This is a genomic window from Aestuariibaculum sp. M13 (genome assembly GCF_024723255.1).
GTDB classification, from domain to species: domain Bacteria; phylum Bacteroidota; class Bacteroidia; order Flavobacteriales; family Flavobacteriaceae; genus Aestuariibaculum; species Aestuariibaculum lutulentum.
The window spans coordinates 1,344,550-1,368,661 of sequence record NZ_JANIAC010000001.1 but is presented as its reverse complement, the minus strand read 5'-3'; the positions used below and the strand labels follow the sequence as shown (position 1 = coordinate 1,368,661).

Below are 24,112 nucleotides of genomic sequence, written 5' to 3'. Positions count from 1 at the left end.
AATTGATAATATTTTTGATGTATCTCTGGTGTAATTATAGAGAAGTTAAACATGAATATACTTAAATATAAAAAAATACAACTAGAGAGCCTGTTTTCTATACCTCTATTAATATGTTTTATTATCAACCCATTGTTTGGTGTCTTATTATTTGGGATTTATATAATTGGTAGTGACAGGTCTCTTAATTTAATAGTTAAGTTAAGTCCTTATTTAATAGCTTTATTTATCGGTTGTGTTAACGCAACTAAAGTGCCAGAAAATGATTTAGTGTGGTATCTGAGTGAGTATCTGCGTGCAGGAAACATGTCTTTTTCAGAGTATATAGCCAGTTTTGGGACATTTAATAACACGGTAGGAATATTAGCTTCTGGAAAAGAAGCAGCATTCGCTGTGTTTAATTATATATCCTATCAGTTTTTTGGAGACAATACTAAACTATATGTACTTTTTTACAGCTTTGTTGCTTACAGCTTTTTGAATGTATCAATTTATAAATTTGGAAAGGCATTAAAAATTCCAAATAAATATATTATTACAAGTATATTTATAATGGCTTTTACCCCTTATATCTTTACAATGTCTGCCATATTATTGCGACAATTTTTAGCGGCTGCTATTTTAATGTATGTTTTAGTAAACAGGCTTTTGTATGAAAAAAAATCTTATGTGTTATTAATAGTTATGTTTATGGTTCATTCTTCTGCATTTCTATTTGTGCCTTTTATATTTGTACCCTTTTTTAATAAAAGTTTACTACATAAAAATACATTTCTATATTACTTAATAATTTTAATAGTTCTTTTTAATATTCAAAATATAGCTAAAGTATTGTTGCCAATATTCGAGAATATATCAACCATTAAATATATACTAACAAGGGCTAGTGAAGATACAACTTTTGATTTAGGTCAATTGTCTTTAGCAAAAAGAATTACATCTATATTAACGGCGGTTTTGCCGTTAATTTTAATTTATATATTAAAACCAAGATTAAAAAAAGAAACTGGAATTATTCATTTTTTTAATGTTCTTTTGATGTTAGTTATTTTTATATTTGCGAATTTGCATCAATCAGAATTATCAAATAGATTTAATTTCTATGTTTGGCAATTTTTCCCTTTTGTATTTCTCTTATATATTTGGTATTTTAAGCTGAATAGATTGATATTATTATTATTAATGATATTTATCGTTTTGTTTTTTATTTATTATTTAAGTGCGGGTATGTGGACCTATACAGTTGGTTTTGGTGTCTATTATTATTCTCTAATTCATTATTTTATTATATAAATGAAGATTATATCTGTATTAATTACGTCATTTAATCGTAAATCTAAAACTATTAAGTGTTTGGAAAAGCTATTTTCTCAAAACGAAGGAGATTTTAATCTTAAAGTTTTTTTAGTTGATGATGGTTCTAGTGATGGTACATCAGAGGCGATCAGAGAAAAGTATCCTCAAGTGATTATTTTACAAGGAGATGGGAATTTGTATTGGAATAGAGGTATGTATAAAGCATGGGCAGAAGCCTCTAAAGAAGGCGCTGATTGTTATTTATGGCTTAATGACGACACTTTTTTATACGAAGATGCTATCAACAACATGTTAAAAGCTTTAGATATAGTTGAAAAAGAATCTATAATTATTGGAACAACCTGTTCAATTTCTAATAAGGAATTAACAACATATGGTTGCCGTGATGATAAGAAAGTAATTCAGAATGACGGTGTCATGAGAGAATGTAAAACATTTAATGGAAACTGTGTTTTAGTGCCGAGTAGTGTGTATTCTAAATTAGGTAATTTAGATTATAAATTCAGACATTCTTTTGGAGATATTGAATATGGGATGAGAGCTGATAAATATGGAATAAAGGCCTTTAATGTTTCAAATCATATTGGTACATGTGAGTTACACGATTCTTTAAAAAGTTGTTTTTCACCAAAGGTTTCAATTAATAATAGATTTAAACATTTCTATTCACCATTAGGGATGAATCCATTTGAATTCTTTTATTTAAATAATAAATATAAAGGATTTTTTGCTGCTTTAAAAGTTTTTATAACTACACATGTAAGAGTTTTATTTCCTCATTTATGGCTATCTAATTAACTTATTATGCGAGAAACTAAATACTCTATTATTATTCCTCATAAAAATTCTTTTGAATCTTTAAAGAGACTTTTGAGTACTATACCAAAATCAGATGATTTTCAAGTTATTGTTGTGGATGATAATAGTGAACCTGATGAAAAAGACAAGCTAGTAGGGTGTAAATTCAATGGTAATGTAAACGTAATATTTAATAAAGACTCTGTAGGTGCTGGTAAAGCGAGAAATATAGCTTTAGAGACAGCTTTAGGAAAATGGATTCTTTTTGCTGATGCGGATGATTTTTTTACTTCTAATTTAGAGGTATTATTAGAAGAGTTTTATACTACAGAACAAGATATTGTCTATTTTGGAACAACTAGTATATTTAATGATACGGGGTTAGAAGGAAATAGACATCAACGATATATGGCCTTGGTTACAGATTATCTTAAAGATATAAACAATGAGGACAAACTAAGATATTATTACACCCCTCCTTGGAGTAAGATGATTAGAAGAGAAATAGTTGTCAACAATAAAATTTATTTCGAGGAGATTATAGCATCTAATGACATATTATTCTCTTTAAAATTGGCTTATTATGCTAGGTCAATTACGGCTTCAGATAACATTTTATATATTATTACTATGTCAGCAGGTAGCTTGACAAACTCTTTTAGTAAGAGACATTTTGATTCTAAGTTCAATGCTGCACTGAGAGCAAATAAGTTTCTTTGTTCGATAAAGAAAAAGAGATACCAACAATCTATATTATATTTCTTGGCTAAATCTTATAAGTTTGGTTTAAAATATATGATTTATGTGATATGTCTTTTGGTGAAGAATAGATCTAATATTTTAATAGGATTTGAAAAAATTTTTGAATACAAAAAGGTATTGAATCAAAGAGAAAACTCAAAATATTTAGTAAAAAAGGATTAGTTATTATTTTTATGAATTCAGTGGATGTGTTAAATATTAAGATTGACTCAATTAATTGTGATGATCTATTGGTTAATATGAAAGATGGAATTGTATTTACTCCAAATTTAGACCATTTAGTTAAACTTCAAAAAGATAAAGAGTTTTATGAAGCATATAAAAAAGCAGACTGGGTTTTATGTGATAGTAGAATAATCTTTTTTTATTCTAAAATTTTAGATAAAAAAATAAAGCAGACTATATCAGGATCAAGTTTCTTTCCAAAATTTTATAATTACCATAAAGACAATAAAAATATGAAAATATTTTTATTGGGTGCTGCGGAAGGAGTAGCTGAGATAGCTAAAAATAAAATTAATGACAAATTAAAAAGATCAATAATTATAGAAACATATTCTCCTCCTTATGGATTTGAAAGTGATGAGCAAGAATGTAATAAAATAATAAAAATAATTAATGCTTCAAAAGCAAATGTACTAGTAGTTGGTTTAGGAGCACCGAAACAGGAAAAGTGGATTGTAAAGTATAAAGGTAAATTGCCTGGAGTAGAGTTGTTTATGGCCTTGGGGGCAACCATTGATTTTGAAGCAGGAAATGTTAAAAGAGCTCCGGTTTTTTTTCAAACTTTTGGACTAGAGTGGCTTTATAGGTTGGTTAAAGAACCTAGAAGGTTATGGAAACGTTATTTAATAGACGATTTACCTTTTTTTTATTTGATTTTAAAACAAAAATTCGGCTTTTATAAAAACCCCTTTGAAAAGTTGTAAATGAATAGTGATTTAAATGATAAATAAAAAACACATCAATATCTTTGATAAGATTAGTAATTTTCTAATTATATCTTTTGCTTTTTTTCTACCTGTTAGCCAAAGAATATCAACAATTAATATTGTTGTATTAGTTATTATATCGTTTTTCTCTTTTAAGAAGGAAAATATTAATATTAAAATAGGATTTATTTATCCTGTGATACTTTATTTGCTTTATTGTTTATCGATTCTTTATTCAAGTGAATTGCAATGGGGAGTAATTGAACAAAAAGCATCATTATTAGCATTTCCTATAATTTTTATGCTAAATAAAAGTACCGTGCTAACTTATAGGAAGGTTCTAAAATGGTTTGTTTTGGGTTGCGTCGTTGCTCTTTGCTATTGTGAATTAACTGCCTTATTTCATTCAATTGATATAGAAAATTTTTATTTCGATTCAAGACTAAATGAAAATATTAGTTTGAGTAAATCTCTAAGTAATGATCAAAACTATTTTTTTAGCTATCCATTTTCAATAATTCACCAAACAGTTTATTTCGCCATGTATTTGTCTTTGGCGATAGTAATTTTAATTTACGAAGAAACTGTTCTTAAAAGTAAAGTAATTAGAATTTTCTGTTTTGCATTTTTATTACTCGGTATTTTTCAAACTTTAAACAAGGCTGCTATTATCGTTTTATTATCAATATTATTGGTTTATTTATTTAAAGTTATTAAAAATAGAAAGATTGCTTTACTTGGAGGGTTTTTTCTAATAGTCGGAGGAATTACTTTGTTTATAATGAACCCAAGGTTTGAGAGTTTTAGAAAATCAATTTTTGAAACCAAAGATGAGATTAAAGTTAAAGACTTCAGGCAAATAAAGAATAATGATCCTAATAGAAAGAATTTTAGAGTTATGCTATGGAGTTCAGCAATTGATTTAATTCAAAAAAATCCAATTATAGGAATTGGTGCTGGGGGATCTCATAATCGACTTTATGAAGTTTTTGCAGTAAAAAGGCAATGGTATGATAAGAAGGAGAAATATCATGCCCATAATCAATATCTTCAAATTTTACTTGATATTGGCATTTTAGGGTTTATTCCTTTTTTTTTAATTTTTAAAGAATTGGGCAATCATATAAAGAATGATAGTATTATTATTAGTTTTATTCTAATTATTGGAATTAATTTTTTATTTGAGTCCATGTTTGAAAGGTATTCAGGAATATCTTTTTTTAGTTTTTTCTATTGTCTATTTGTATCACAATCAATAAATAAAAAATATGCAAGTTAAATCAATATGCTGCATCGGAGCAGGCTACGTAGGAGGGCCAACCATGGCTGTTATTGCGCAAAAATGTCCACATATAAAAGTAACGGTTGTTGATGTTAATGCATCCAGAATAGCCGCCTGGAATGATGAAAATTTAGATAATCTACCGGTATTTGAACCAGGTTTAGATAATATTGTAGGTGAAGCTCGTGGTAGAAATTTGTTTTTCTCTACAGATGTAGATCAGGCAATCGATGAAGCCGATATGATTTTTATATCGGTTAACACGCCAACAAAAACCTACGGAAAGGGTAAAGGGATGGCGGCCGATTTAAAATATATTGAGTTATGTGCTCGTCAAATAGCTTCAGTTTCTAAAACAAATAAAATAGTTGTTGAAAAGTCGACTTTGCCAGTACGTACGGCTTCAGCAATTAAAAATATATTAGATCATACAGGTAATGGGGTGGAATTTCAAATATTATCGAATCCTGAGTTTTTAGCAGAAGGAACAGCTGTTGAAGATTTATTTGCTCCAGATCGTGTATTAATCGGAGGCGATACTTCAGATAAAGGACAGGAAGCCATTCAGGCTTTAGTTGACGTTTACGCTAACTGGGTGCCCAAAGAACGCATTTTAACTACTAATGTTTGGTCTTCTGAGTTATCTAAGCTTACTGCAAACGCCTTTTTAGCGCAACGTGTATCATCTATCAACTCATTGTCGGCACTTTGTGAAAAAACAGGAGCGGATGTTAATGAAGTAGCCAAAGCCATTGGACTGGACTCTAGGATTGGTTCTAAGTTCTTAAAATCTTCAGTTGGGTTCGGAGGGTCTTGTTTTCAAAAAGACATCTTAAATCTCGTTTATATCGCCAAAACCTATGGGTTAAATGAGGTTGCCGATTATTGGGAGCAGGTCATCATTATGAACGATTATCAAAAGAATCGTTTTTCTAATAATATTGTCAGTACCCTATATAATACGGTTTCAGGAAAGAAAATCACATTCTTAGGCTGGGCGTTCAAAAAAGACACAAACGATACTCGGGAGTCTGCAGCAATACAAGTGGCCGATAATCTATTGAATGAACAAGCGCAAATTGAAGTTTACGATCCTAAGGTTATTGAAGAGCGTATGTATGCCGATTTAGATTATTTAAATACCCGTACTGAAGACGAAAACAGAAGTTTATTGAAGGTTAAAAACGATCCGTACGAAGCTTGTAAAGATTCCCATGCTATTGCGGTCTTAACTGAGTGGGATGAGTTTAAAACTTATGACTGGCAACGTATTTACGATAATATGCTCAAACCAGCTTTCGTGTTTGACGGACGAGGTATTTTAGACACAAAAGCTTTAGAAAAGATTGGTTTTGTATGCTATTCTATTGGTAAAGGATAAATATAAGCATTCTCTTGAGGGGATCATAGGGACGTTTTTTTTAAATCTGTTTGTTATAAATTTCTAACATAAAGTTTTATGCCTAAAACCTAAAACAGGAATTTGATAAATAAAACAGTTTATTAAACATATTCTTTTAAATTTGTTAGCTGTAAAATAAGACAAAAGTAACTAACATTTGAAACGTGTATTAATAACTGGTGCTGCGGGATTTTTAGGATCACATTTATGTGATCGCTTTATTAATGAAGGTTTTTATGTTATTGGTATGGATAACTTCATTACAGGAGACAAAAAGAATCTTGAGCATTTAGAATCAGACCCTAAATTTGAATTTATAGAACACGATGTTACCGAGTTTATTAAAATTGAAGGGAATTTAGATTATATCCTTCATTTTGCATCTCCTGCGAGTCCCATAGATTATCTTAAAATTCCTATTCAAACCTTAAAGGTGGGATCCTTAGGAACTCACAATTTGTTGGGCTTAGCTAAAGCTAAAAAAGCAAGAATATTAATTGCCTCAACGTCTGAGGTCTACGGTGATCCGTTAGTGCATCCACAATCTGAGGATTATTATGGAAATGTAAATACTATAGGGCCAAGAGGTGTTTATGATGAGGCGAAACGTTTCCAAGAGTCTATAACCATGGCTTATCATCGTTTTCATGGATTAGAAACTCGCATTGTTCGGATTTTTAATACTTATGGACCAAGAATGCGACTGAATGATGGTCGCGTTATTCCTGCTTTTATGGGTCAGGCTCTGAGAGGGGAAGACTTAACGGTTTTTGGGGATGGTTCGCAAACCCGATCGTTTTGTTATGTAGACGATCAGGTTGAAGGTATTTATCGATTATTATTTAGTGACTATGCCTATCCGGTTAATATTGGAAATCCTCATGAAATTTCAATTAAAGATTTTGCTGAAGAAATCATTAAATTAACAAATACATCTCAGAAGGTTATTTATAAAGAGCTACCAATTGATGATCCATTACAACGACAACCAGATATAAGTTTAGCTAAAAAACTATTACATTGGGAGCCGAAAGTAACTCGAGAACAGGGTATGAAATGGACGTTTGATTATTTTAAAACTTTATCTGAAGAGGAGTTATTTAAAAGCGAGCACAAAGATTTTAAACAACATATAAAAAAGTAAATTGAGTACAAACCAAAAAGGACGATTTTCTAAATTTATTAATCCCATATCACGTTGTATTGATATTGGGCTTATGGTAGGAACCATTTTTTTGTTTGAAATAAACTTTAACCATGTTTATTTTTTTCTATTGTATCTGGTGCTTTTTTGGGAAGCCATCGCCTTTTATAATCATTTTTATGAGGTGCAAAGGCATACAAGACTGTTTCAAATCGTAGCGTTGTTGTTAAGACAGTTTGTGTTACTTGCTTTTGCGTTGTATGCTTATATTGGGTTTTTTAAGCAGCCTAATATTAGTCGTCTGGCTTTGGGTGAGTATTTAATTACTATTTTTCTTTTAGTGTCCTTTTTTAAGATTTTAACGTTTTTCTTACTAAACAGATATCGGGCTGTTTTAGGTGGAAATTTAAGAAATGTTATTGTTTTAGGTAATACAGAAAAGTCTAGGCAATTAATTAAAATTTTTAACACCAAACTTCATTTTGGTTATAAGTTTAAGAAACAGTTTATTGTTAAAGATGATGATTTTTCACTTAAAAAATGTTTCGATTATATTATTGAAAATGATATTAATGAGATTTACTTTTCAGTAGCAGCATTGACAAATAAACAAATCAATAAGCTAATTGATTTTGCCGATAATAATTTAAGAGAGTTAAAATTTATACCCGATAATAAGGATATTTATTCAAGAAAACTTAAATACGAATATTACGATTATATCCCGATTCTTTCCATGAGGGATATCGCTATTCAGGAGCCTGTTAATAAATTTGCAAAGCGAGCTTTCGATATTATTTTTTCGTCCTGTGTTATTGTTTTCTTATTGTCTTGGTTAACACCGATTTTAGCTATTATTATTCGTTTAGAATCTAAAGGACCAATATTCTTTAAACAATCTAGAAACGGATTTAATTACAAGGAATTTGATTGTTATAAGTTTAGGTCTATGACACCTAACGACAATGCGCATGAGCAACAAGCCACAAAAGGGGATATGAGAATAACCAAAGTGGGCGCATTTATTCGTAAAACGAGTATAGATGAATTGCCACAGTTTTTTAATGTGCTTTTCGGTGATATGTCTGTGGTTGGTCCAAGACCACATATGGTGAAGCATACCAATATGTATGCCGAGAGAATCGATAAATTTATGGTGCGCCACTTTGTGAAACCTGGTATTACGGGATTGGCTCAAACAAGTGGTTTTAGAGGAGAGATTGAAACAGATAAAGATATTGTTAACCGCGTTAAGTACGATATTTTTTATATAGAAAACTGGTCGTTGTTGCTTGATTTAAAAATTGTGATTCAGACGTTTCTAAACGCTGTTAAAGGTGAGGAAAAGGCATATTAATGGTTGGGTTGGTTTCTATAGTAACACCTTCGTATAATTCGGCAAAGTATATTACTGAAACCATTCAATCTGTTCAAAAGCAAACCTACCAAAATTGGGAATGGATGATTATTGATGACGGCTCCACCGATAACACTGTTGCTCTTGTAGAAGTATTTGCTAAAAAAGATACCAGAATAAAATTAATACCCTTAAAATTTAATGCAGGTCCTTCTAAGGCAAGGAATATTGGTATTAATAAAATTAAAGGGGAATACATGACTTTTCTGGATGCCGATGATATCTGGTTTCCAGATTTTATTGAAAACAGTATCAAGACCATTCAAAGTACTAAAATTCCGTTTGTGTTTTCATCTTATAAAAGATCAGACGAAGATTTAAACTTTATCTATTCTGATTTCATTGTTCCGCAGCGGGTCAATTATTACGATATACTTAAGTCTAATTCTATAAGTTGCTTAACAGCGTTTTTAGACATTAGTGTACTGGGGAAAAAGCAAATGCCAGAAATAAAAAAAAGGCAGGATATGGGATTGTGGCTTCAGTATTTAAAGGAGATTCCTTTTGCCTATGGAATACAGGAACCCAAGGCTATTTATAGAATTCGAAAACATTCGCTTTCCAGAAATAAAAAGAGATTAATTAAATATCAATGGCAGTTTTATAGAGATGTTGAAAATTTAAGTGTTTTAAGTTCTGTATACTACATGTTTCAGTGGATGTACAGAGGCATTTTAAAATACAAAAACTAGACAAAGGACTTAAACTGCTTCAATTTCCCGCTTTTTTCGCGATTTAATCGCTCTTTTTGTTCAAATTTAAGAACTAGTCCAGATTCTAAATATATTTCAATGGCGGCCTTAATTTTCATTTTGTCCTTTTCAGAAAGTGGCGTGTTACTAACATAACTAATTTTAAACGTATTAATCTGGGTTTGTTCAATAATGAATTCCTTTACATTTCCTGAATCTTCAATTACTGTTTTTGTGACGTAATAAAAGGTTAATCCTGCTGCTGTTTTTCCGCTTGGAAGTTTAACAAGATCATTTGTACGTCCGGTTAAGTTTTTAAGAATGGGTATTTTTAAAGTGCTTTGGTTAGATAAGGTTCCAATATCACCTAAATCGTAACGAATGAAGGGATGCGCTTTATTGTAAAGCGAGGTAATAACTACACGACCTGTTTGTCCGTAAGGGAGCACCTGATTGTTTTCATCTAAAATTTCAATAAATAGATCTTCACTATTTACTATCCATTGATTATCTAAATTTTGAAAAGCAATGACACCTAATTCGGCAGCGCCATATTCGTTGATAACAGGTATGCCAAATTGCGTTTCTAAAAGCGTTCTGTCTTCTTGAAAAAGCATTTCCGAAGTCACTATGCAAACTTTCAGGGTAGGGCAAATATCTTTTAAAAGGAGATTTTTCTTTTCAAGAAACTTAGCAAACTGAACAATTGAACTTGTGTATCCGTTGAGATATTCAAATGTTGTGGATTTAAATTTAGTGATGCACTTTTCAAATTCAGAATCACTTAAATCGAAAACTGAAAATCGATGTCTGTTTCCTAGAACATCTTTTATGCGTTCTTTGTAATAGCCTTTTTTATTTAAAGGAATACCATAAAATCGGGCTTGTTTTGATGTGTTCAGGTTGATGTCATACCAACTATAGCGGTCAAAAATTTCCGACCAGGTTAAAGCATGACAAAATTTATCTTTGACAAAAATAAAGGGATCTCCCGAAGAACCTGAGGTCTTATTTACAAACGAATTTTTTTTAGAAAATCCCTCAGAAAGCCTGTTTGATAAGGGTTGCTGTAAATCCCGTTTGGTTATCACTGGAATGCTGTTCCAATCATTCGGATTGGCATTTTTAGCAAAAGTCTTGTAAAACGGATTATGTTTTAAATGGTAGGCAATAATCGCCTGTTTCTGTTTATTTAGATAATCAGCGTATTTATCCTCACTTATGCTTTGAATCTGATGTAAAAGATGGTTAGTTTCCTGGATTGGAAAGCCTTTTAGTTTTAGTGATAGGTTAAATAAATTCAACAAGAAGCATAATTTTTGTAAAGTAAATAAAAAAAAGTCGTGAATTAGAGGCATTAATTTTATTTTTGCTGACGGAAAAAACAGTTTTAGTGCTCGGCATTAAAAAACAATAAACTGAAATCCCCAAAAAGGGAAATCTAAAAATATCTAAACAATGAATATATTAGTTCTTGGTTCAGGAGGAAGAGAACATGCTTTCGCTTGGAAAATCGCTCAAAGCCCGTTATGTGATGAATTGTATGTAGCACCTGGAAACTCAGGTACTGCAAATGTAGCGACAAATGTAAATATTGGTGTAACCGATTTTGAAGCAATTAAAGAATTAGTATTAGAGAAAGGGATAGATTTGGTTGTAGTAGGGCCGGAAGATCCTTTAGTACAAGGGGTTCACGATTTCTTTTTAAATGATGATGCTATTAAGCATGTTTCAGTTATCGGACCACAAAAAGAGGCTGCTGAATTAGAAGGTAGTAAAGAATTCGCTAAAGAATTTTTATACCGTCATAACATTCCAACAGCTGCTTACGAAAGTTTTACTGCCGAAACTGTTGAGAAAGGATATGTGTTTTTAGAAACTTTGAATGCGCCGTATGTGCTTAAAGCCGATGGTTTAGCTGCTGGAAAAGGCGTTGTTATTTTAAATGACTTAGACGAAGCTAAAGCGGAATTAAAAAGCATGTTAGTCGATGCTAAATTCGGACAGGCGAGTACTAAAGTGGTGATTGAAGAGTTTTTAGATGGGATTGAGTTGAGCTGTTTCGTGTTAACCGATGGTGAAAACTATAAAATTTTACCAACCGCTAAAGATTACAAACGTATTGGAGAAGGTGATACCGGATTAAATACGGGTGGTATGGGAGCTGTTTCTCCAGTACCTTTCGCTACAGATGAGTTTTTAAATAAAATTGAAGAGCGTATTGTTAAGCCAACTATCGAAGGGTTTAAGAAAGATAAATTACCTTATGTAGGTTTCGTATTTATCGGGTTAATTAAAGTAGGTGACGACCCTAAAGTAATAGAATATAACGTACGTATGGGAGATCCGGAAACTGAGGTGGTTTTACCAAGACTTAAAAATGACTTTGTTGAGGTTCTGCAGGCTATGGCTAACGGAACACTTAACGAAATTAACATCGAAATCGATGAGCGTGCAGCTACAACCATTATGATGGTGTCTGGAGGTTATCCTGAAGCTTACGAAAAAGGTAAAGAAATTACAGGTTTAGATGCTGTGGAAGATTCTATTCCTTTTCATGCAGGGGCACAGTTAAAAGATGGAAAAGTAGTGACCACTGGAGGACGTGTTATTGCGATTACTTCTTACGGAGAAACGTACCAGGAAGCCATAAAAAAATCTTACCAAAGTATAGATAAACTAAACTTTGATAAGATGTATTATCGTAAAGATATAGGATTCGATTTATAAAAACGAGTGCGAAGAAACAGTTTTGTCTTCTTCGTTGTTGTCGTTAAACTTTTTAAGTTGTAACATCCAGTACACGATAGCTACTAGACAGATAACAACAAAAATCCAAGAAATGGCGCTTGCTGCGAACCAGTTTTCAAGTTCTAAAGCACGTAAAGCATCTAAAGGTTTAAAAAGAACATTAACGAATAAATCCTGTATCGCATAAAAAAAGTCTTTCATGAGTGTGTTATATTAATTTTTAAAGGCTCATGTCACATTCAATATTTATAATTTCAAAAGAGAAATAAATAAATATATCAGTTTCATAGTTAGTATATTTACGTAGCAAAAATACAAAAACGGTTAATGATAGCAAGTCTTTTTAGTAAATCTAAGCCAATAAATTTCGTCGTAGTACTTTTTATTACGCTTTTGTCTTTTACAGTGGCTAGAATTCCGTTGTTTAATCAACCAATGACTGTGGCTTTAATTTTCAAGCAGTCATTGGTTTTTTTATTGTGTTGTATTACAATTTTGGTGGTGAATTTTATTATTTCAAAGAATAATTTAACCAAAAAAAACAACTACGATGTATTATTGTATAGTGTGTTTTTACTCACTTTTGTACAAACTACAGACGATGTCAATATACTGTTTGCTAATTTCTTTTTCCTATTAGGATTAAGGCGAATAATGAGCTTACGAACAGAAAAGAGCATTAAAAAGAAACTATTTGATGCTGCTTTTTGGATAGCCATTGCATCACTATTTTATTTTTGGGCAATTCTGTTTTTTGTGTTGATAATTGTGAGTTTGTTATTGTATTCCGATAACGATTTGCGTCATTGGATAATACCTTATACAGGGGTAGCTACCGTGTTTATATTATCGGTTTGCACATCCATAGTTGTTACCGGAGATTATTTCGATTTACTTCATATTAATCCACAAATAGGAGCCGATTTTACCGCATATAATTCGGTGAAATATTTAGTAGGAATTACGATGTTGTTGTCTTTTGGAATCTGGGCCTCCATGTTCTATTTGAAGAATTTAAAAAGTAAAAAGAAGTCGTTTCGCGCGTCTTTTCAAATTATAATTATAGCCTTTTTGGTAGCCGCGTTAGTGATTGCCATGGCACCAAATAAAACAGGTAGTGAATTCTTATTTGCCTTTGCGCCTTTGGCTATTATCATTACCAATTACCTGGAAACCATCGATGAAAATTGGTTTAAGGAAGTATTTTTATCTATTCTCGTGGTGGTACCCTTTATAATGTTATTGCTGTAATTTTTGTCCGAACGCTAAATCGCCCGCATCACCTAATCCGGGAACGATATAGCTATTTTCGTCGAGTTTTTCATCAATAGTAGCAATCCATAAATGGCAATTGGTATCAAAATGCGTATTCACTAAATCTACACCTTCTGGCGCGCCAATTAAACTGACTAAATGTACTTCTTTTGGTGTGCCAAAGGGCTTTAACGCTTCATAAGTAGCTATCATCGATTGGCCGGTGGCTAACATGGGGTCTGCAAGAATCAGTATTTTGTCTTTCAAGCTTGGACAGGCTAAATATTCAACAATAATTTCAAAACTTTCAGGGTTGTGTTTATGGTGACGATAGGCTGAAATAAACGCATTTTCAGCCTTGTCAAAATAATTTAATAAGCCATTATGCAAAGGCACCCCGGCGCGTAAGATGGAGCATAAAACGATGTTGTTTTTAATTAAATTCATTTTACTTATGCCTAAAGGAGTGGTAATTTCCTGAGTTGAATAGTTTAGGGTTTTACTCATTTCATATCCTAAAATTTCACCAATACGTTCAATATTTCGTCTGAAACGCATGCTGTCTTTTTGAATGTTTACATCTCGCATCTCGGCAATAAAGCTATTCAGGATAGAATTTTCAGTTGAGATATTGTGGATTTTCATGCGTTCAATTTTAGAATTCAACAATAAAGTTAATTAATTAGACTTATATTTGTGCTCCTAAATATTAATACATCATGTTTACAGATAAAGCCAATAAAATATTTCAAGAGGTTATTGCAAAATACCACGTTGTAGATTCAGTAGATCAACCATTCGAAAACGCTTATCCAGAGAGCGATTTAATCGAGCATTTATTATACAGAAAATGTTGGATTGATACCGTACAATGGCATTACGAAGATATTATTCGCGATCCGCAAATCGATCCAGTGGCAGCTTTAAAATTAAAACGTCAGATTGATGCTTCAAACCAGGACAGAACAGATATGGTGGAATACATTGATAGCTACTTTTTAGATACATATAAAGATGTTGCAGCTAAAGCTGATGCTACAATTAATACAGAAAGTCCTGCTTGGGGTGTTGATAGATTATCAATTCTAGCTTTAAAAATTTACCACATGAATGAAGAAGCAACACGTACTGATGCATCAGATGAACACAGAGCGGCATGCCAAAAGAAATTAGATGTGTTATTAGAGCAACGTGTAGATTTAAGTACAGCTATTGATACTTTGCTAAACGATATCGAAAATGGCGATAAGTACATGAAAGTGTACAAACAAATGAAAATGTACAACGACGACGAGCTTAACCCGGTTTTAAGAGGTCAGAAATAGTCATTTGTTTAAATAAATTACATGCCAAAATCACCTGAACATATTCTTGTTATTCGCCTTTCGGCAATGGGTGATGTGGCTATGACGGTGCCTGTGCTTCGGGCATTTACAAAACAATATCCTCTGGTTAAAGTCACGGTTTTAACCAGATGTTTTTTTATGCCTTTTTTTAAAGGAATTCCTAATGTTAATGTGTTTCCTGCCGATTTAAAAGGAAAACATAAAGGTGTTTTAGGCTTGCATAAATTATCTAAGGAATTAAAAGCTTTAGGTGTTACTCAGGTTGCCGATTTACACAATGTGCTTCGAACAAATATTCTAAAAATCTTCTTTTTAGGAACCAAAGTTGTTCAGATTGATAAAGGTCGAGCAGAGAAAAAAGAATTGGTTTCGGGAGACATTTTTCAGCAACTAAAAACCACGCATCAGCGTTATGCCGACGTGTTTAATGCTTTAGGTTATCCGGTAGATTTAAGTAATCCAATATTTCCAAAACCAAGTGAGTTAACTATAAATGGCTTTGAAAATAAATCTGAAACATGGATTGGCATAGCACCTTTTGCGGCGCATGAAGGAAAGATGTATCCTTTAGTGCTGATGAAGGAAGTTATTGCTGAATTATCAAATGATTATCGCATTATTTTATTTGGTGGAGGAACGGAAGAAGCACAAATTCTTGATGGTATCGCTCAAAGTTTTGATAATGTAATTAATACAGCAGGACAGTTAAAATTTGACGAAGAATTAGCTGTAATTTCTAATTTAGATGTCATGTTGGCTATGGATTCTGGTAATGCACACATGGCTGCTATGCAAGGTGTAAAAGTGATTACCATTTGGGGAGTAACGCATCCTTATGCTGGTTTTGCACCGTTTAATCAACCTGAAGATTACGCTTTGGTGGCCGATGGAAATCAATTTCCTTTAGTGCCAACTTCTATTTACGGAAATAAATATCCAGAAGGTTATGAGAAGGCTTCAGCGAGTATTTCACCTCAAAGAATTATAGAAAAAATAAAGGCTATTATCTAATCAGATAACAGCCTTTTTTATATTCAAACTTTACAATTTGTTTCTTTTAAACATCATCGTAATCTACAGTAATGGTTGCGGTAGTTGGATGTGCCTGACAAGTTAAAATTAAACCTTCAGCAACTTCCTGCTCGGTTAGAATGCTGTTTTGACGCATGGTGGCAGACCCTTCTTTTACGCGTGCCAAACAACTACTACAAATACCACCCTGACAAGAATATGGCGCATCTAAATCTTCATCGATAGCCGCTTCAAGAATGGTTTGTTTTTGAGACATTTCAATAACGGTTTCTTCATCGTCAACAATAATTGTAGCCTTGGTTATTCCGTTGGCAGTAGACGCAGCGGGAGTTACAATATCCTCAGTTTTTGCAGCTTTAAATAGTTCGTAATGAATACGGTCTGCATCAGCACCATTAGCCGTTAAAACATCTTTAACCGTGTGAATCATAGCTTCAGGTCCACATAAGTAGTACGCATCAACATCAATATGCTTGTGCTTGTTTTTCATCACGTAGTTTACCGTGCTTTTCTCGATACGACCAAAAATAGCGTTGTCTTCGTCGGACTGGCTAAATACAAACTGAATAGAGAAACGGTCTTTATATTCATGCTGAAGTTCTAAAAGTTCATTTAAGAAGATGGTGTCTTTAGTGGTTTTGTTTCCGTATACTAAAATCACATGGCTGTGTACTTCTTCTTCCAATGCACATTTAATAATACTTAAAACTGGCGTGATACCACTACCTGCTGCAAAAAGTGCTATGTTTTTAGTGATAGAATCGTTTGGTTCAAATGTAAAACGTCCTTTTGGAGGTGCAACTTCTAAAACATCACCTGCTCTTAATTCTGCATTCGCATATGCCGAAAACGTTCCGTCTTTAACTTCCTTAATAGCCACTTTTAATTCACCACTTTTTGGTGATGAACAAAGGGAGTAATCACGACGAACTTCATTTCCGTTAACGGTTGCTCTTAACGTAATGTATTGCCCGGCTTTAAATGAAAATGTATCGGTTAAAGCTTCAGGAACATCGAAAGTTATACTAATGGCTTTAGATGTCTCTCGCTCTATATTTTTAATGGTAAGATTGTGAAATGATGACATGTGTAAATTTTTGACAAAAATAGTGAACTTGACGTGGAAAAATTAAATTTGTTAGAAACAATTGGGCTAAAAAAAATATTAATTCGTAGAATTGTGTAAGAATAACCCTGAAATTAATTATCTAAAATTCAGTAAAAATGAAAAACCTTTTATTTGCTTGCTTATTTGTTGTGGGAACCGTGGGGCAGGTTTTTGCTCAAGACAATTCCGAATTTAAAAATGAAACCATCAATTTTATTAAACTTACAGGATCTACAACGGCATTCGAAACGGCTATTTCTCAAATAGGAAGTATGGTTTCTGAAGATAAAAAGGAGGTTTATATGGAAGAAGCTAAAGGGACTTTAGATGGTTTGTACGAGAAAATGGCCGGGTTGTATATGGCTGAATTTACACGTGAGGAAATTCAGGAGTTAACCGAATTTTATAAAACCGATTTGGGTAAAAAGCTTGCTAATAAACAATATGGTTTAGCTCAAAAAGCGATGATGTTTGGTCAGAGCTGGGGTATGGAAGTGCAGGCTATCGCTCAAAAATATATGTAAAATACATCTATTGGCTTTCTTAAAACGAGTTTTACAAGGCATTTCATCGCATAATCAAAAAAGATGTTTATTTTTACCTGCTTACATAATATAAGTAAGAGTTTATAGTTATTTAATTAGACTAAAAATACCAACATTGAAAGCATCATTTAAGGTTCCATCTGTCATTGCATGTTCCATTCTTTTGGTTGTAGGTTGTTCCAGAAAAAAGGACAAGTTTATCAGCCGAAATTTTCATGCTGTTACGGCAGAATTCAATACGCTTTACAATGGTTACAATGCTTTAGAGCAGGGTCGAGCAAGTCTTAATGAAAGTTATACTGATAATTACTGGGATATCCTGCCAATCGAACGTTTAGAAGTATTTGAAGATGTCACCTTGCCTGGGCAATCTAAAAATGAAAGTTTCGGAACGGCTGAAGAAAAAGCTGTAAAGGCTATTCAAAAGCACAGCATGAACATTGGCGGAAAGGAGAAAAATCCACAAATGGATGAGGCTTACTTATTGTTAGGGAAAGCGCGTTACTTCGATCAGCGTTTTGTGCCGGCTTTAGAGGCTTTTAATTATATTCTTTATAAATACGCAGCCAGCGATAAAATAAATCAGGCAAGAATTTGGCGAGAGAAAACCAATATTCGTTTAGAGAATAATGAGCTTGCCATTAAAAATCTAAAACGTTTACTGGAGCAGGAAGAATTGGAAGATCAGGATTTAGCTGATGCGACATCTATGTTGGCCCAGGCATATTTAAATACGAAATCCATTGATAGTGCCATAACACAACTTGAAGTTGCTTCGAACGCTACAAAGAGTAACGATGAGCGTGGCAGGTATCGTTATATCCAGGGACAGTTATATAATGAATTAGGCTATAAGGACAGTGCGAACATCGCTTTCGATAAGGTGATTGAGCTGAATAGAAAGACGCCAAGAATCTATATGATTAGTGCTTATCTCGAAAAGATGAAAAATTTCGATTACGAGCATGGTGATAAAATGGCGCAATTGGAATTGTTAACAGAGTTAGAAGAGAATCGTGAAAATCGTCCGTATCTCGATAAAATTTATTTTCAGAAAGGACAATATTATCAAAATACAAACGATGAAGCTTTAGCTATTCAATATTACAATAAATCGCTGCGCACCAATTCCAGAGATCGTTTATTAAAGGCTAAAAATTACGAGATTTTAGGAGATATCGATTTCGATAATTCGGTGTATAAAGAAGCGGGAAATTATTATGATAGTACCTTAACCAATCTTGAAGAAAATTCGAAACCTTACCGTTTAATAAAACGTAAGCGCGATAATTTAGAAGATGTTATTTATTACGAGGGCATAGCAAAAACTAACGATAGTATTTTGCGACTGGTACGTTTACCGGAAGCAGAGCGCGTAGCTTATTTTCAGGAATTTATAGACGCTTTAAAGGTTAAAGCTGAAGAAGAAAGGGAAAAAGCTGAGGCTATAGAACGAAATAAAGGTATAGCTACTACGGTTAATGCGGGAAGTAGACAAGCGGCACCATTTCAAGGAGTAGGTGCACCGGCGCAGGCGACATTCTATTTTTACAACCCAACAACTGTGGCATATGGTAAAAATGAATTCATAAAAAAATGGGGTAACAGAGCTTTGGAAGATAACTGGCGTTGGTCTAGCAAAGGTATTGTAGGTAATGTTGGTGGTGCGGCAGGAACAGATATTGTAGCAGCTGCAACCGAAGAAGAATTATACGATCCGCAATACTACATCTCTAAAATTCCAACCGAACAGAAAGCTATTGATAGTATTTCTAAAGACAGAAATTACGCTTATTATCAGTTAGGATTAATCTATAAAGAGAAGTTTAAGGAATATGAGCTGGCAAAAGATAAATTTCAGGATTTGTTAGAGAGCAATCCTGAAGAACGTTTAATATTACCTTCTAAATACAATCTTTACAAAATTTACGAGCTTTTAGGTGAAACTGATGAAGCATCTATTGCTAAAAACGATATTATTACTAATTATCCAGATACACGTTACGCAACAATTTTGAGTAATCCGGATATGGTTTCTGAGGAAGATGAAAACAGTCCTGAAAATTTATATCAGGCGCTGTATGCGAAATATGAAAACCAAGAGTATGCAGAGGTTATTGCTAAAAGTGAAGATTATATTAATCGATTTGAAGGAGATGCCATTGTGCCGAAGTTCGAATTATTAAAAGCAACAGCGACTGGACGATTATATGGTTTCGATGCTTACAGCAAGGCCATCAATTTTATTAGCGTTACTTATGCGAATAAACCAGAAGGGAAGGAGGCCCAGCATATTGAAACGAACGTATTGCCTGTTTTGGCAAATAAAGATTTTATTAAGGACAACGATAGTATCAGACAGCAATATAAAGTTGTCTATGCTTTTAAAGATGCAAAAAGAGAGCAATTAGAAGGATTTAAAACCGAATTAGATACCGTTTTAAGTCATATTAAATATTACAAACTTCAATCTTCAGTTGATGTTTACGACACAAATACTAATTTTGTAGTTGTTCATGGTTTAACCAATAAGCAGGTGGCTCATACTTTTGAACAGTTGTTTGCTAAAGAAGATAAAAAGAAAATTAAAGAACCCCATTTCGAAATATCGTCTGCGAATTATCAAATTATTCAGATTCACAAGAACCTAAACGATTTTTTAAACGTAGATACTAATTAAAATTAATAGCAATTATGTTTTCCGAAAACAAAAAAGAAAAAAAGATGACAGAAGGACCTACCAGTCAGAATATTTCTCAAGGCACCACATTAATTGGCGACCTGAGTAGTGAAGGCGATTTTAGAATTGAAGGAACCGTAGAAGGTAATGTAGTTACCAAAGGTAAAGTTGTGGTTGGAAAAACCGGTTTTATAAAAGGAACATTACAAGGAACCGATGCTTATTTTGAAGGTAAGTTTTCAGGTAAGTTAACCTTATCAGGAACCTTAACTTTAAAAGATTCTGCAGTTATAGAAGGCGAGGTTTCTGTAGCTAAGCTAGCTGTAGAGCCAGGGGCAGCATTCAACGTAACCTGTTTAATGAAAGGTGCTGTAAAAGAAATTAACAGTGGACAAAAATCAAAGACAGCTTAATAAGTATGTAAGGTTTACATCTATTGCGCTTCAAATGGGGTTAACCATATATTTGGGGAGTAAATTAGGCGAGTGGCTGGACCATAAATTTGGCAACGCCAATCAGTTATATTATAAAATAGTAACATTGCTAGCGGTTTTCCTGGCAATGTTTTCTGTTATTAGGCAAGTACTTAATATTACCAATAACGATAAAAATGATTAAAAGAATACTGGTTTTCACACTAGTTGTAGTTTTACTTTTTGCAATTGCTTTAACCGTACATCAGCAATTTATTTCTCAGCCGCTATCATTTCCATTATGGCAGGTGTATTTATTTCACGCTATTGCATCTTTAATAGTGTATGCGAGTATTGAGGGTATTTGTAGTATTATGCCTAATAATGCGGGTTATGCTTATCTGGCATTTATGTTTTTAAAACTAGGGTTGTTCTTGTTGATTTTTAAAAATGCCGTGTTCGAAAATGACAGTTTAACTCAGGCAGAACGCTACGCTTTAGTGCTGCCATTATTCTTGTTTTTAACCACCGAAGCTATTGCCGTAGGAAAGTTGCTAAACAGCAAATAGTTAAAGAAAAATTTAGCTAAAATTTGATAATTCAGCATCCTGAAAAAAACTAACTAAAAAAAGGGTTTGGGTTTTTAAATTATTGTGTACATTTGCACAAAATTTTAGAGAGCGTAATTTCATTAGTTTAGAAAATATGATGGTAGCAAAAAAATCTATCAAATTTATTGCAATTTTAGTTTTAATGATGACTTCGGTTTTTGCCTTTGCAAACGAAGCAGAGCATGATAATCAGCATCATGAAGGAGGAAATAAAATTGATACTCCAGAAGAGATTAAAGAATACATTGCACATCACTTAAAAGATTCTCACGATTTTCATTTATATACTAATAACGAAACAGGAACTCACGTAAGTTTCCCGTTACCTGTTATTGTATGGACTAGTGAAGGTTTAAGAACATTTATGTCTTCAGAATTTCACCACGACGATAACGGTCACGTTGTTGTAGAAAAGGGTGGTGTTAAGTTAACAAAGATTCACAGTAAAATATACGAATTAGAAGCTGGTGCAGATGAAGTTATTTTTGACGATCACCACCACGCTGAAAACGCACACAAAGTATTAGACTTCTCTATTACTAAAAGTGTATTCGGTATGTTATTAGCAGGGCTTTTAATGATTTTAGGATTTGGAGCTCTAGCTAAAGGATACAAAAAAGGAGCTATTCCAACTGGTTTTGGTCGTGCTTTAGAGCCTTTAGTAATTTATGTGCGTGACGAAATTGCACGTCCGAATATTGGTGAGAAAAAATACAGAAAGTTCATGTCGTTCTTATTAACTGTATTCTTCTTTATCTGGATCTTAAACTTATTAGGTTTAACGCCACTTGGATTTAACGTAACAGGTCAGATTGCAGTAACGTTCTGTTTAGCAATTTTTACTGTTGTTATCTATTTATTTAGCGGGAGTAAAGATTTCTGGGGACACACCTTATGGATGCCAGGAGTGCCTTACATCTTAAGACCTATCTTAGCAGTAATAGAATTAATTGGTTTCGTATTAATTAAGCCATTCTCTCTGTTAGTGCGTTTATTTGCTAACATGACTGCAGGACACTTTGTGGTTATGAGCTTAATAGCATTAGTTATTACAATGAAAGAAGCCTTTGGTCCGGTAGCATCAACAGGTGTTTCATTAGCACTAGCATTATTTATCTCGGTTATCGAAATACTGGTAGCCTTTTTACAAGCGTTTATTTTCACGATGTTATCATCGTTATTTATAGGAATGGCTGTTGAAGAACACGACCATCACTAATTAAGAATTTGTTTAATTAATATTTAAAATCAATTAGTATGTACAATTTAATTGGAGCAGGATTAATCGTAATCGGAGCTGGATTAGGTTTAGGTAAAATTGGTGGTAGCGCTATGGAAGCTATCGCTCGTCAACCAGAAGCTGCTGGAAAAATCCAAACAGCAATGATTATCATCGGAGCTTTATTAGAAGGTTTAGCATTCGGTGCATTAATCTTAGGAAAATAATTCCTAAAAGAAACAAAATAGAAATAGCATTCTGCAACGGTTGGTTGCAGAAGCTGTTTTTAAAAAATTAAACAAAACACAGAAGTAAAACTTATTATATAGTTACATATGGATCAGTTATTAAATGATTTTTCACCAGGATTGTTTTTTATGCAAGCCATCATCTTATTAATCTTAATTGTATTAATGAGAAAATTTGCTTGGAAACCTATTTTAGAGTCGTTACAAACTCGTGAAGACGGGATTAAAGATGCATTAGATTCAGCTGAAAAAGCAAGATTAGAAATGCAAAATCTTCAAGCAGATAATAAGAAATTATTAAATGAGGCTAGAGCAGAAAGAGAAGCGATGCTTAAAGAAGCACGTGAGATGAAGGATAAAATGATTGAAGCTGCAAAAACTGAAGCTGAGACACAAGCAAACACAATTATCGAGCAAGCGCACGCTGCTATTGAAAGCGAAAAGAAAGCTGCTATTGCAGAATTGAAAAGTCACGTTGCTGGTTTATCTATCGAAATCGCTGAGAAAGTATTACGCGACGAACTTTCAGATAATAGTAAACAACAAAAATTAGTAGATTCTTTAATTGGAGAAGCTACATTAAGTTAATATTACTATGGCAGGAGAAAGAGCAGCAATACGTTACGCAAAAGCGGTTTTAAGTTTAGCATCAGATAAAAATGCAGCCGAGGCTGTTAATGCTGATATGACTTTAATTGCTAACACCATTGCAGAAAGCAAAGAATTAAACGGTGTGCTTCAAAATCCTATCGTAAGATCATCTATTAAAAAATCAGTAATCGAAGAAGTGTTTAAAAACACTAACGAATTAACTGGAAATTTAGTAGACACTTTAATTAGCAACAAAAGAATTGCTTTAATTGGCGAAGTAGCAAAACAATACAGTGTGTTATTCGACCAGTTAAAAGGAACTCAAATAGCTAAAGTAACTACCGCAGTGCCATTAACAGCAGAATTAAATGCGAAGGTATTAGCTAAAGTTAAAGAACTTACAGGAAAGGAAGTAGAAGTTCAAAATATTGTAGACGAAAACATCTTAGGAGGTTTCGTTTTACGTGTTGGCGATGTGCAGTATGATGCAAGTATCGCTAACAAATTAAACAAGTTAAAAAGAGAATTTACATTAAACTAAAGATAGTTTTATCTTAAATAAACAATA

At 33.0% G+C, this 24,112-nt stretch carries 26 protein-coding genes; 22 read left to right on the top strand and 4 right to left on the bottom strand.

The features are described from left to right. Positions 1-51: 51 nt before the first annotated feature. The 9 genes from NO995_RS05885 to NO995_RS05845 all read left to right on the top strand — a co-directional run bounded on the left by NO995_RS05885 (position 52) and on the right by NO995_RS05845 (position 9,746). Complete coding sequence (locus tag NO995_RS05885; RefSeq protein ID WP_258226672.1) at positions 52-1,293, top strand: EpsG family protein; 1,242 nt, start codon at positions 52-54, stop codon at positions 1,291-1,293. Further along, positions 1,294-2,115 (top strand): glycosyltransferase family 2 protein, encoded by an 822-nt coding sequence (locus NO995_RS05880; protein WP_258226671.1) that lies wholly within the window; start codon positions 1,294-1,296, stop codon positions 2,113-2,115. Positions 2,116-2,121: 6 nt separating this feature from the next. Continuing rightward, the gene (locus NO995_RS05875) at positions 2,122-3,039 is read left to right on the top strand and encodes a glycosyltransferase family 2 protein (protein WP_258226670.1); all 918 of its coding nucleotides are present in this window, start codon (positions 2,122-2,124) and stop codon (positions 3,037-3,039) included. An 11-nt stretch (positions 3,040-3,050) separates the two neighbouring features. After that, positions 3,051-3,806, top strand: a complete 756-nt coding sequence (locus NO995_RS05870; protein WP_258226669.1) for a WecB/TagA/CpsF family glycosyltransferase — start codon at positions 3,051-3,053, stop codon at positions 3,804-3,806. 16 nt (positions 3,807-3,822) lie between these two features. After that, complete coding sequence (locus NO995_RS05865; RefSeq protein WP_258226668.1) at positions 3,823-5,088, top strand: O-antigen ligase; 1,266 nt, start codon at positions 3,823-3,825, stop codon at positions 5,086-5,088. Continuing rightward, positions 5,078-6,472, top strand: coding sequence for a UDP-glucose 6-dehydrogenase (locus NO995_RS05860; protein ID WP_258226667.1), 1,395 nt, complete (start codon positions 5,078-5,080; stop codon positions 6,470-6,472). The genes NO995_RS05865 and NO995_RS05860 overlap by 11 nt, the downstream gene beginning before the upstream one ends. A 178-nt stretch (positions 6,473-6,650) precedes the next feature. Further along, on the top strand, positions 6,651-7,637 hold the full coding sequence (locus NO995_RS05855; RefSeq protein WP_258226666.1) for a UDP-glucuronic acid decarboxylase family protein: 987 nt from the start codon (positions 6,651-6,653) through the stop codon (positions 7,635-7,637). A gap of 73 nt (positions 7,638-7,710) precedes the next feature. Beyond that, entirely contained in the window at positions 7,711-8,994 is a 1,284-nt protein-coding gene (locus tag NO995_RS05850) for an exopolysaccharide biosynthesis polyprenyl glycosylphosphotransferase (RefSeq protein ID WP_375141544.1), read from the top strand. Then, the gene (locus NO995_RS05845) at positions 8,994-9,746 is read left to right on the top strand and encodes a glycosyltransferase family 2 protein (RefSeq protein ID WP_258226664.1); all 753 of its coding nucleotides are present in this window, start codon (positions 8,994-8,996) and stop codon (positions 9,744-9,746) included. Before NO995_RS05850 ends, NO995_RS05845 begins: the two co-directional genes overlap by 1 nt. Here NO995_RS05845 and NO995_RS05840 read toward each other — a convergent pair. Then, on the bottom strand, positions 9,743-11,050 hold the full coding sequence (locus NO995_RS05840) for a phenylacetate--CoA ligase family protein (RefSeq protein ID WP_258226894.1): 1,308 nt from the start codon (positions 11,048-11,050) through the stop codon (positions 9,743-9,745). The genes NO995_RS05845 and NO995_RS05840 overlap by 4 nt on opposite strands. A gap of 154 nt (positions 11,051-11,204) precedes the next feature. Here NO995_RS05840 and purD point away from each other — a divergent pair, with 154 nt between their 5' ends. Next, positions 11,205-12,476 carry a phosphoribosylamine--glycine ligase gene (gene purD, locus NO995_RS05835; protein WP_258226663.1) on the top strand — a complete coding sequence of 424 codons (1,272 nt, stop codon included), beginning with the start codon at positions 11,205-11,207 and terminating at the stop codon, positions 12,474-12,476. Here the strand turns inward: purD and NO995_RS05830 are convergent. Further along, positions 12,471-12,698 (bottom strand): uracil phosphoribosyltransferase, encoded by a 228-nt coding sequence (locus NO995_RS05830; protein ID WP_240572415.1) that lies wholly within the window; start codon positions 12,696-12,698, stop codon positions 12,471-12,473. The two genes, purD and NO995_RS05830, sit on opposite strands and share 6 nt — an antisense overlap. 126 nt (positions 12,699-12,824) lie before the next feature. Between NO995_RS05830 and NO995_RS05825 the strand changes: the two genes are divergently transcribed. Then, the gene (locus tag NO995_RS05825) at positions 12,825-13,748 is read left to right on the top strand and encodes a DUF6427 family protein (protein WP_240572414.1); all 924 of its coding nucleotides are present in this window, start codon (positions 12,825-12,827) and stop codon (positions 13,746-13,748) included. On the opposite strand, the gene upp is transcribed toward NO995_RS05825, so the two are convergent. Beyond that, positions 13,737-14,396 carry a uracil phosphoribosyltransferase gene (gene upp, locus NO995_RS05820; protein ID WP_258226662.1) on the bottom strand — a complete coding sequence of 220 codons (660 nt, stop codon included), beginning with the start codon at positions 14,394-14,396 and terminating at the stop codon, positions 13,737-13,739. The two genes, NO995_RS05825 and upp, sit on opposite strands and share 12 nt — an antisense overlap. 74 nt (positions 14,397-14,470) lie before the next feature. On the opposite strand from upp, the gene NO995_RS05815 reads away from it, so the two are divergent. Both NO995_RS05815 and NO995_RS05810 read left to right on the top strand, forming a co-directional pair. Further along, complete coding sequence (locus tag NO995_RS05815; RefSeq protein WP_258226661.1) at positions 14,471-15,076, top strand: DUF4254 domain-containing protein; 606 nt, start codon at positions 14,471-14,473, stop codon at positions 15,074-15,076. Positions 15,077-15,097: 21 nt separating this feature from the next. Then, a complete protein-coding gene (locus NO995_RS05810) occupies positions 15,098-16,108 on the top strand; it encodes a glycosyltransferase family 9 protein (protein WP_258226660.1) in 1,011 nt (336 codons plus the stop codon). Between the two features lie 46 nt (positions 16,109-16,154). On the opposite strand, the gene NO995_RS05805 is transcribed toward NO995_RS05810, so the two are convergent. Continuing rightward, on the bottom strand, positions 16,155-17,216 hold the full coding sequence (locus NO995_RS05805; RefSeq protein WP_258226659.1) for a ferredoxin--NADP reductase: 1,062 nt from the start codon (positions 17,214-17,216) through the stop codon (positions 16,155-16,157). Positions 17,217-17,353: 137 nt separating this feature from the next. Here NO995_RS05805 and NO995_RS05800 point away from each other — a divergent pair, with 137 nt between their 5' ends. The 9 genes from NO995_RS05800 (at position 17,354) to atpH (ending at position 24,085) form a co-directional block, all read left to right on the top strand. Further along, positions 17,354-17,761, top strand: coding sequence for a DUF2059 domain-containing protein (locus NO995_RS05800; protein WP_258226658.1), 408 nt, complete (start codon positions 17,354-17,356; stop codon positions 17,759-17,761). A 136-nt stretch (positions 17,762-17,897) separates the two neighbouring features. After that, entirely contained in the window at positions 17,898-20,462 is a 2,565-nt protein-coding gene (locus tag NO995_RS05795; RefSeq protein WP_258226657.1) for a hypothetical protein, read from the top strand. 14 nt (positions 20,463-20,476) lie between these two features. Beyond that, the gene (locus tag NO995_RS05790; protein ID WP_258226656.1) at positions 20,477-20,875 is read left to right on the top strand and encodes a polymer-forming cytoskeletal protein; all 399 of its coding nucleotides are present in this window, start codon (positions 20,477-20,479) and stop codon (positions 20,873-20,875) included. Then, complete coding sequence (locus tag NO995_RS05785; RefSeq protein ID WP_258226655.1) at positions 20,850-21,080, top strand: AtpZ/AtpI family protein; 231 nt, start codon at positions 20,850-20,852, stop codon at positions 21,078-21,080. Before NO995_RS05790 ends, NO995_RS05785 begins: the two co-directional genes overlap by 26 nt. Further along, positions 21,073-21,444: a DUF6168 family protein gene (locus tag NO995_RS05780; protein WP_258226654.1), complete on the top strand. Its 372-nt coding sequence runs from the start codon at positions 21,073-21,075 to the stop codon at positions 21,442-21,444. The genes NO995_RS05785 and NO995_RS05780 overlap by 8 nt, the downstream gene beginning before the upstream one ends. A 136-nt stretch (positions 21,445-21,580) precedes the next feature. Then, complete coding sequence (gene atpB / locus NO995_RS05775) at positions 21,581-22,705, top strand: F0F1 ATP synthase subunit A (RefSeq protein ID WP_258226653.1); 1,125 nt, start codon at positions 21,581-21,583, stop codon at positions 22,703-22,705. Between the two features lie 38 nt (positions 22,706-22,743). Beyond that, a complete protein-coding gene (gene atpE, locus NO995_RS05770) occupies positions 22,744-22,932 on the top strand; it encodes an ATP synthase F0 subunit C (RefSeq protein WP_057782517.1) in 189 nt (62 codons plus the stop codon). 108 nt (positions 22,933-23,040) lie between these two features. Then, positions 23,041-23,541 (top strand): F0F1 ATP synthase subunit B, encoded by a 501-nt coding sequence (locus NO995_RS05765; protein ID WP_240572402.1) that lies wholly within the window; start codon positions 23,041-23,043, stop codon positions 23,539-23,541. A 7-nt stretch (positions 23,542-23,548) separates the two neighbouring features. Beyond that, complete coding sequence (gene atpH, locus NO995_RS05760) at positions 23,549-24,085, top strand: ATP synthase F1 subunit delta (protein WP_240572401.1); 537 nt, start codon at positions 23,549-23,551, stop codon at positions 24,083-24,085. Positions 24,086-24,112: the final 27 nt, after the last annotated feature.

Bases quoted from the DNA above. Each gene is read 5' to 3' on its own strand.
- NO995_RS05885 (WP_258226672.1), top strand. From the start codon at position 52: ATGAATATACTTAAATATAAAAAAATACAACTAGAGAGCCTGTTTTCT.
- NO995_RS05880 (WP_258226671.1), top strand. From the start codon at position 1,294: ATGAAGATTATATCTGTATTAATTACGTCATTTAATCGTAAATCTAAA.
- NO995_RS05875 (WP_258226670.1), top strand. From the start codon at position 2,122: ATGCGAGAAACTAAATACTCTATTATTATTCCTCATAAAAATTCTTTT.
- NO995_RS05870 (WP_258226669.1), top strand. From the start codon at position 3,051: ATGAATTCAGTGGATGTGTTAAATATTAAGATTGACTCAATTAATTGT.
- NO995_RS05865 (WP_258226668.1), top strand. From the start codon at position 3,823: ATGATAAATAAAAAACACATCAATATCTTTGATAAGATTAGTAATTTT.
- NO995_RS05860 (WP_258226667.1), top strand. From the start codon at position 5,078: ATGCAAGTTAAATCAATATGCTGCATCGGAGCAGGCTACGTAGGAGGG.
- NO995_RS05850 (WP_375141544.1), top strand. From the start codon at position 7,711: ATGGTAGGAACCATTTTTTTGTTTGAAATAAACTTTAACCATGTTTAT.
- NO995_RS05845 (WP_258226664.1), top strand. From the start codon at position 8,994: ATGGTTGGGTTGGTTTCTATAGTAACACCTTCGTATAATTCGGCAAAG.
- purD (WP_258226663.1), top strand. From the start codon at position 11,205: ATGAATATATTAGTTCTTGGTTCAGGAGGAAGAGAACATGCTTTCGCT.
- NO995_RS05830 (WP_240572415.1), bottom strand. From the start codon at position 12,698: ATGAAAGACTTTTTTTATGCGATACAGGATTTATTCGTTAATGTTCTT.
- NO995_RS05825 (WP_240572414.1), top strand. From the start codon at position 12,825: ATGATAGCAAGTCTTTTTAGTAAATCTAAGCCAATAAATTTCGTCGTA.
- upp (WP_258226662.1), bottom strand. From the start codon at position 14,396: ATGAAAATCCACAATATCTCAACTGAAAATTCTATCCTGAATAGCTTT.
- NO995_RS05815 (WP_258226661.1), top strand. From the start codon at position 14,471: ATGTTTACAGATAAAGCCAATAAAATATTTCAAGAGGTTATTGCAAAA.
- NO995_RS05810 (WP_258226660.1), top strand. From the start codon at position 15,098: ATGCCAAAATCACCTGAACATATTCTTGTTATTCGCCTTTCGGCAATG.
- NO995_RS05805 (WP_258226659.1), bottom strand. From the start codon at position 17,216: ATGTCATCATTTCACAATCTTACCATTAAAAATATAGAGCGAGAGACA.
- NO995_RS05800 (WP_258226658.1), top strand. From the start codon at position 17,354: ATGAAAAACCTTTTATTTGCTTGCTTATTTGTTGTGGGAACCGTGGGG.
- NO995_RS05790 (WP_258226656.1), top strand. From the start codon at position 20,477: ATGTTTTCCGAAAACAAAAAAGAAAAAAAGATGACAGAAGGACCTACC.
- NO995_RS05780 (WP_258226654.1), top strand. From the start codon at position 21,073: ATGATTAAAAGAATACTGGTTTTCACACTAGTTGTAGTTTTACTTTTT.
- atpB (WP_258226653.1), top strand. From the start codon at position 21,581: ATGATGGTAGCAAAAAAATCTATCAAATTTATTGCAATTTTAGTTTTA.
- atpE (WP_057782517.1), top strand. From the start codon at position 22,744: ATGTACAATTTAATTGGAGCAGGATTAATCGTAATCGGAGCTGGATTA.
- NO995_RS05765 (WP_240572402.1), top strand. From the start codon at position 23,041: ATGGATCAGTTATTAAATGATTTTTCACCAGGATTGTTTTTTATGCAA.
- atpH (WP_240572401.1), top strand. From the start codon at position 23,549: ATGGCAGGAGAAAGAGCAGCAATACGTTACGCAAAAGCGGTTTTAAGT.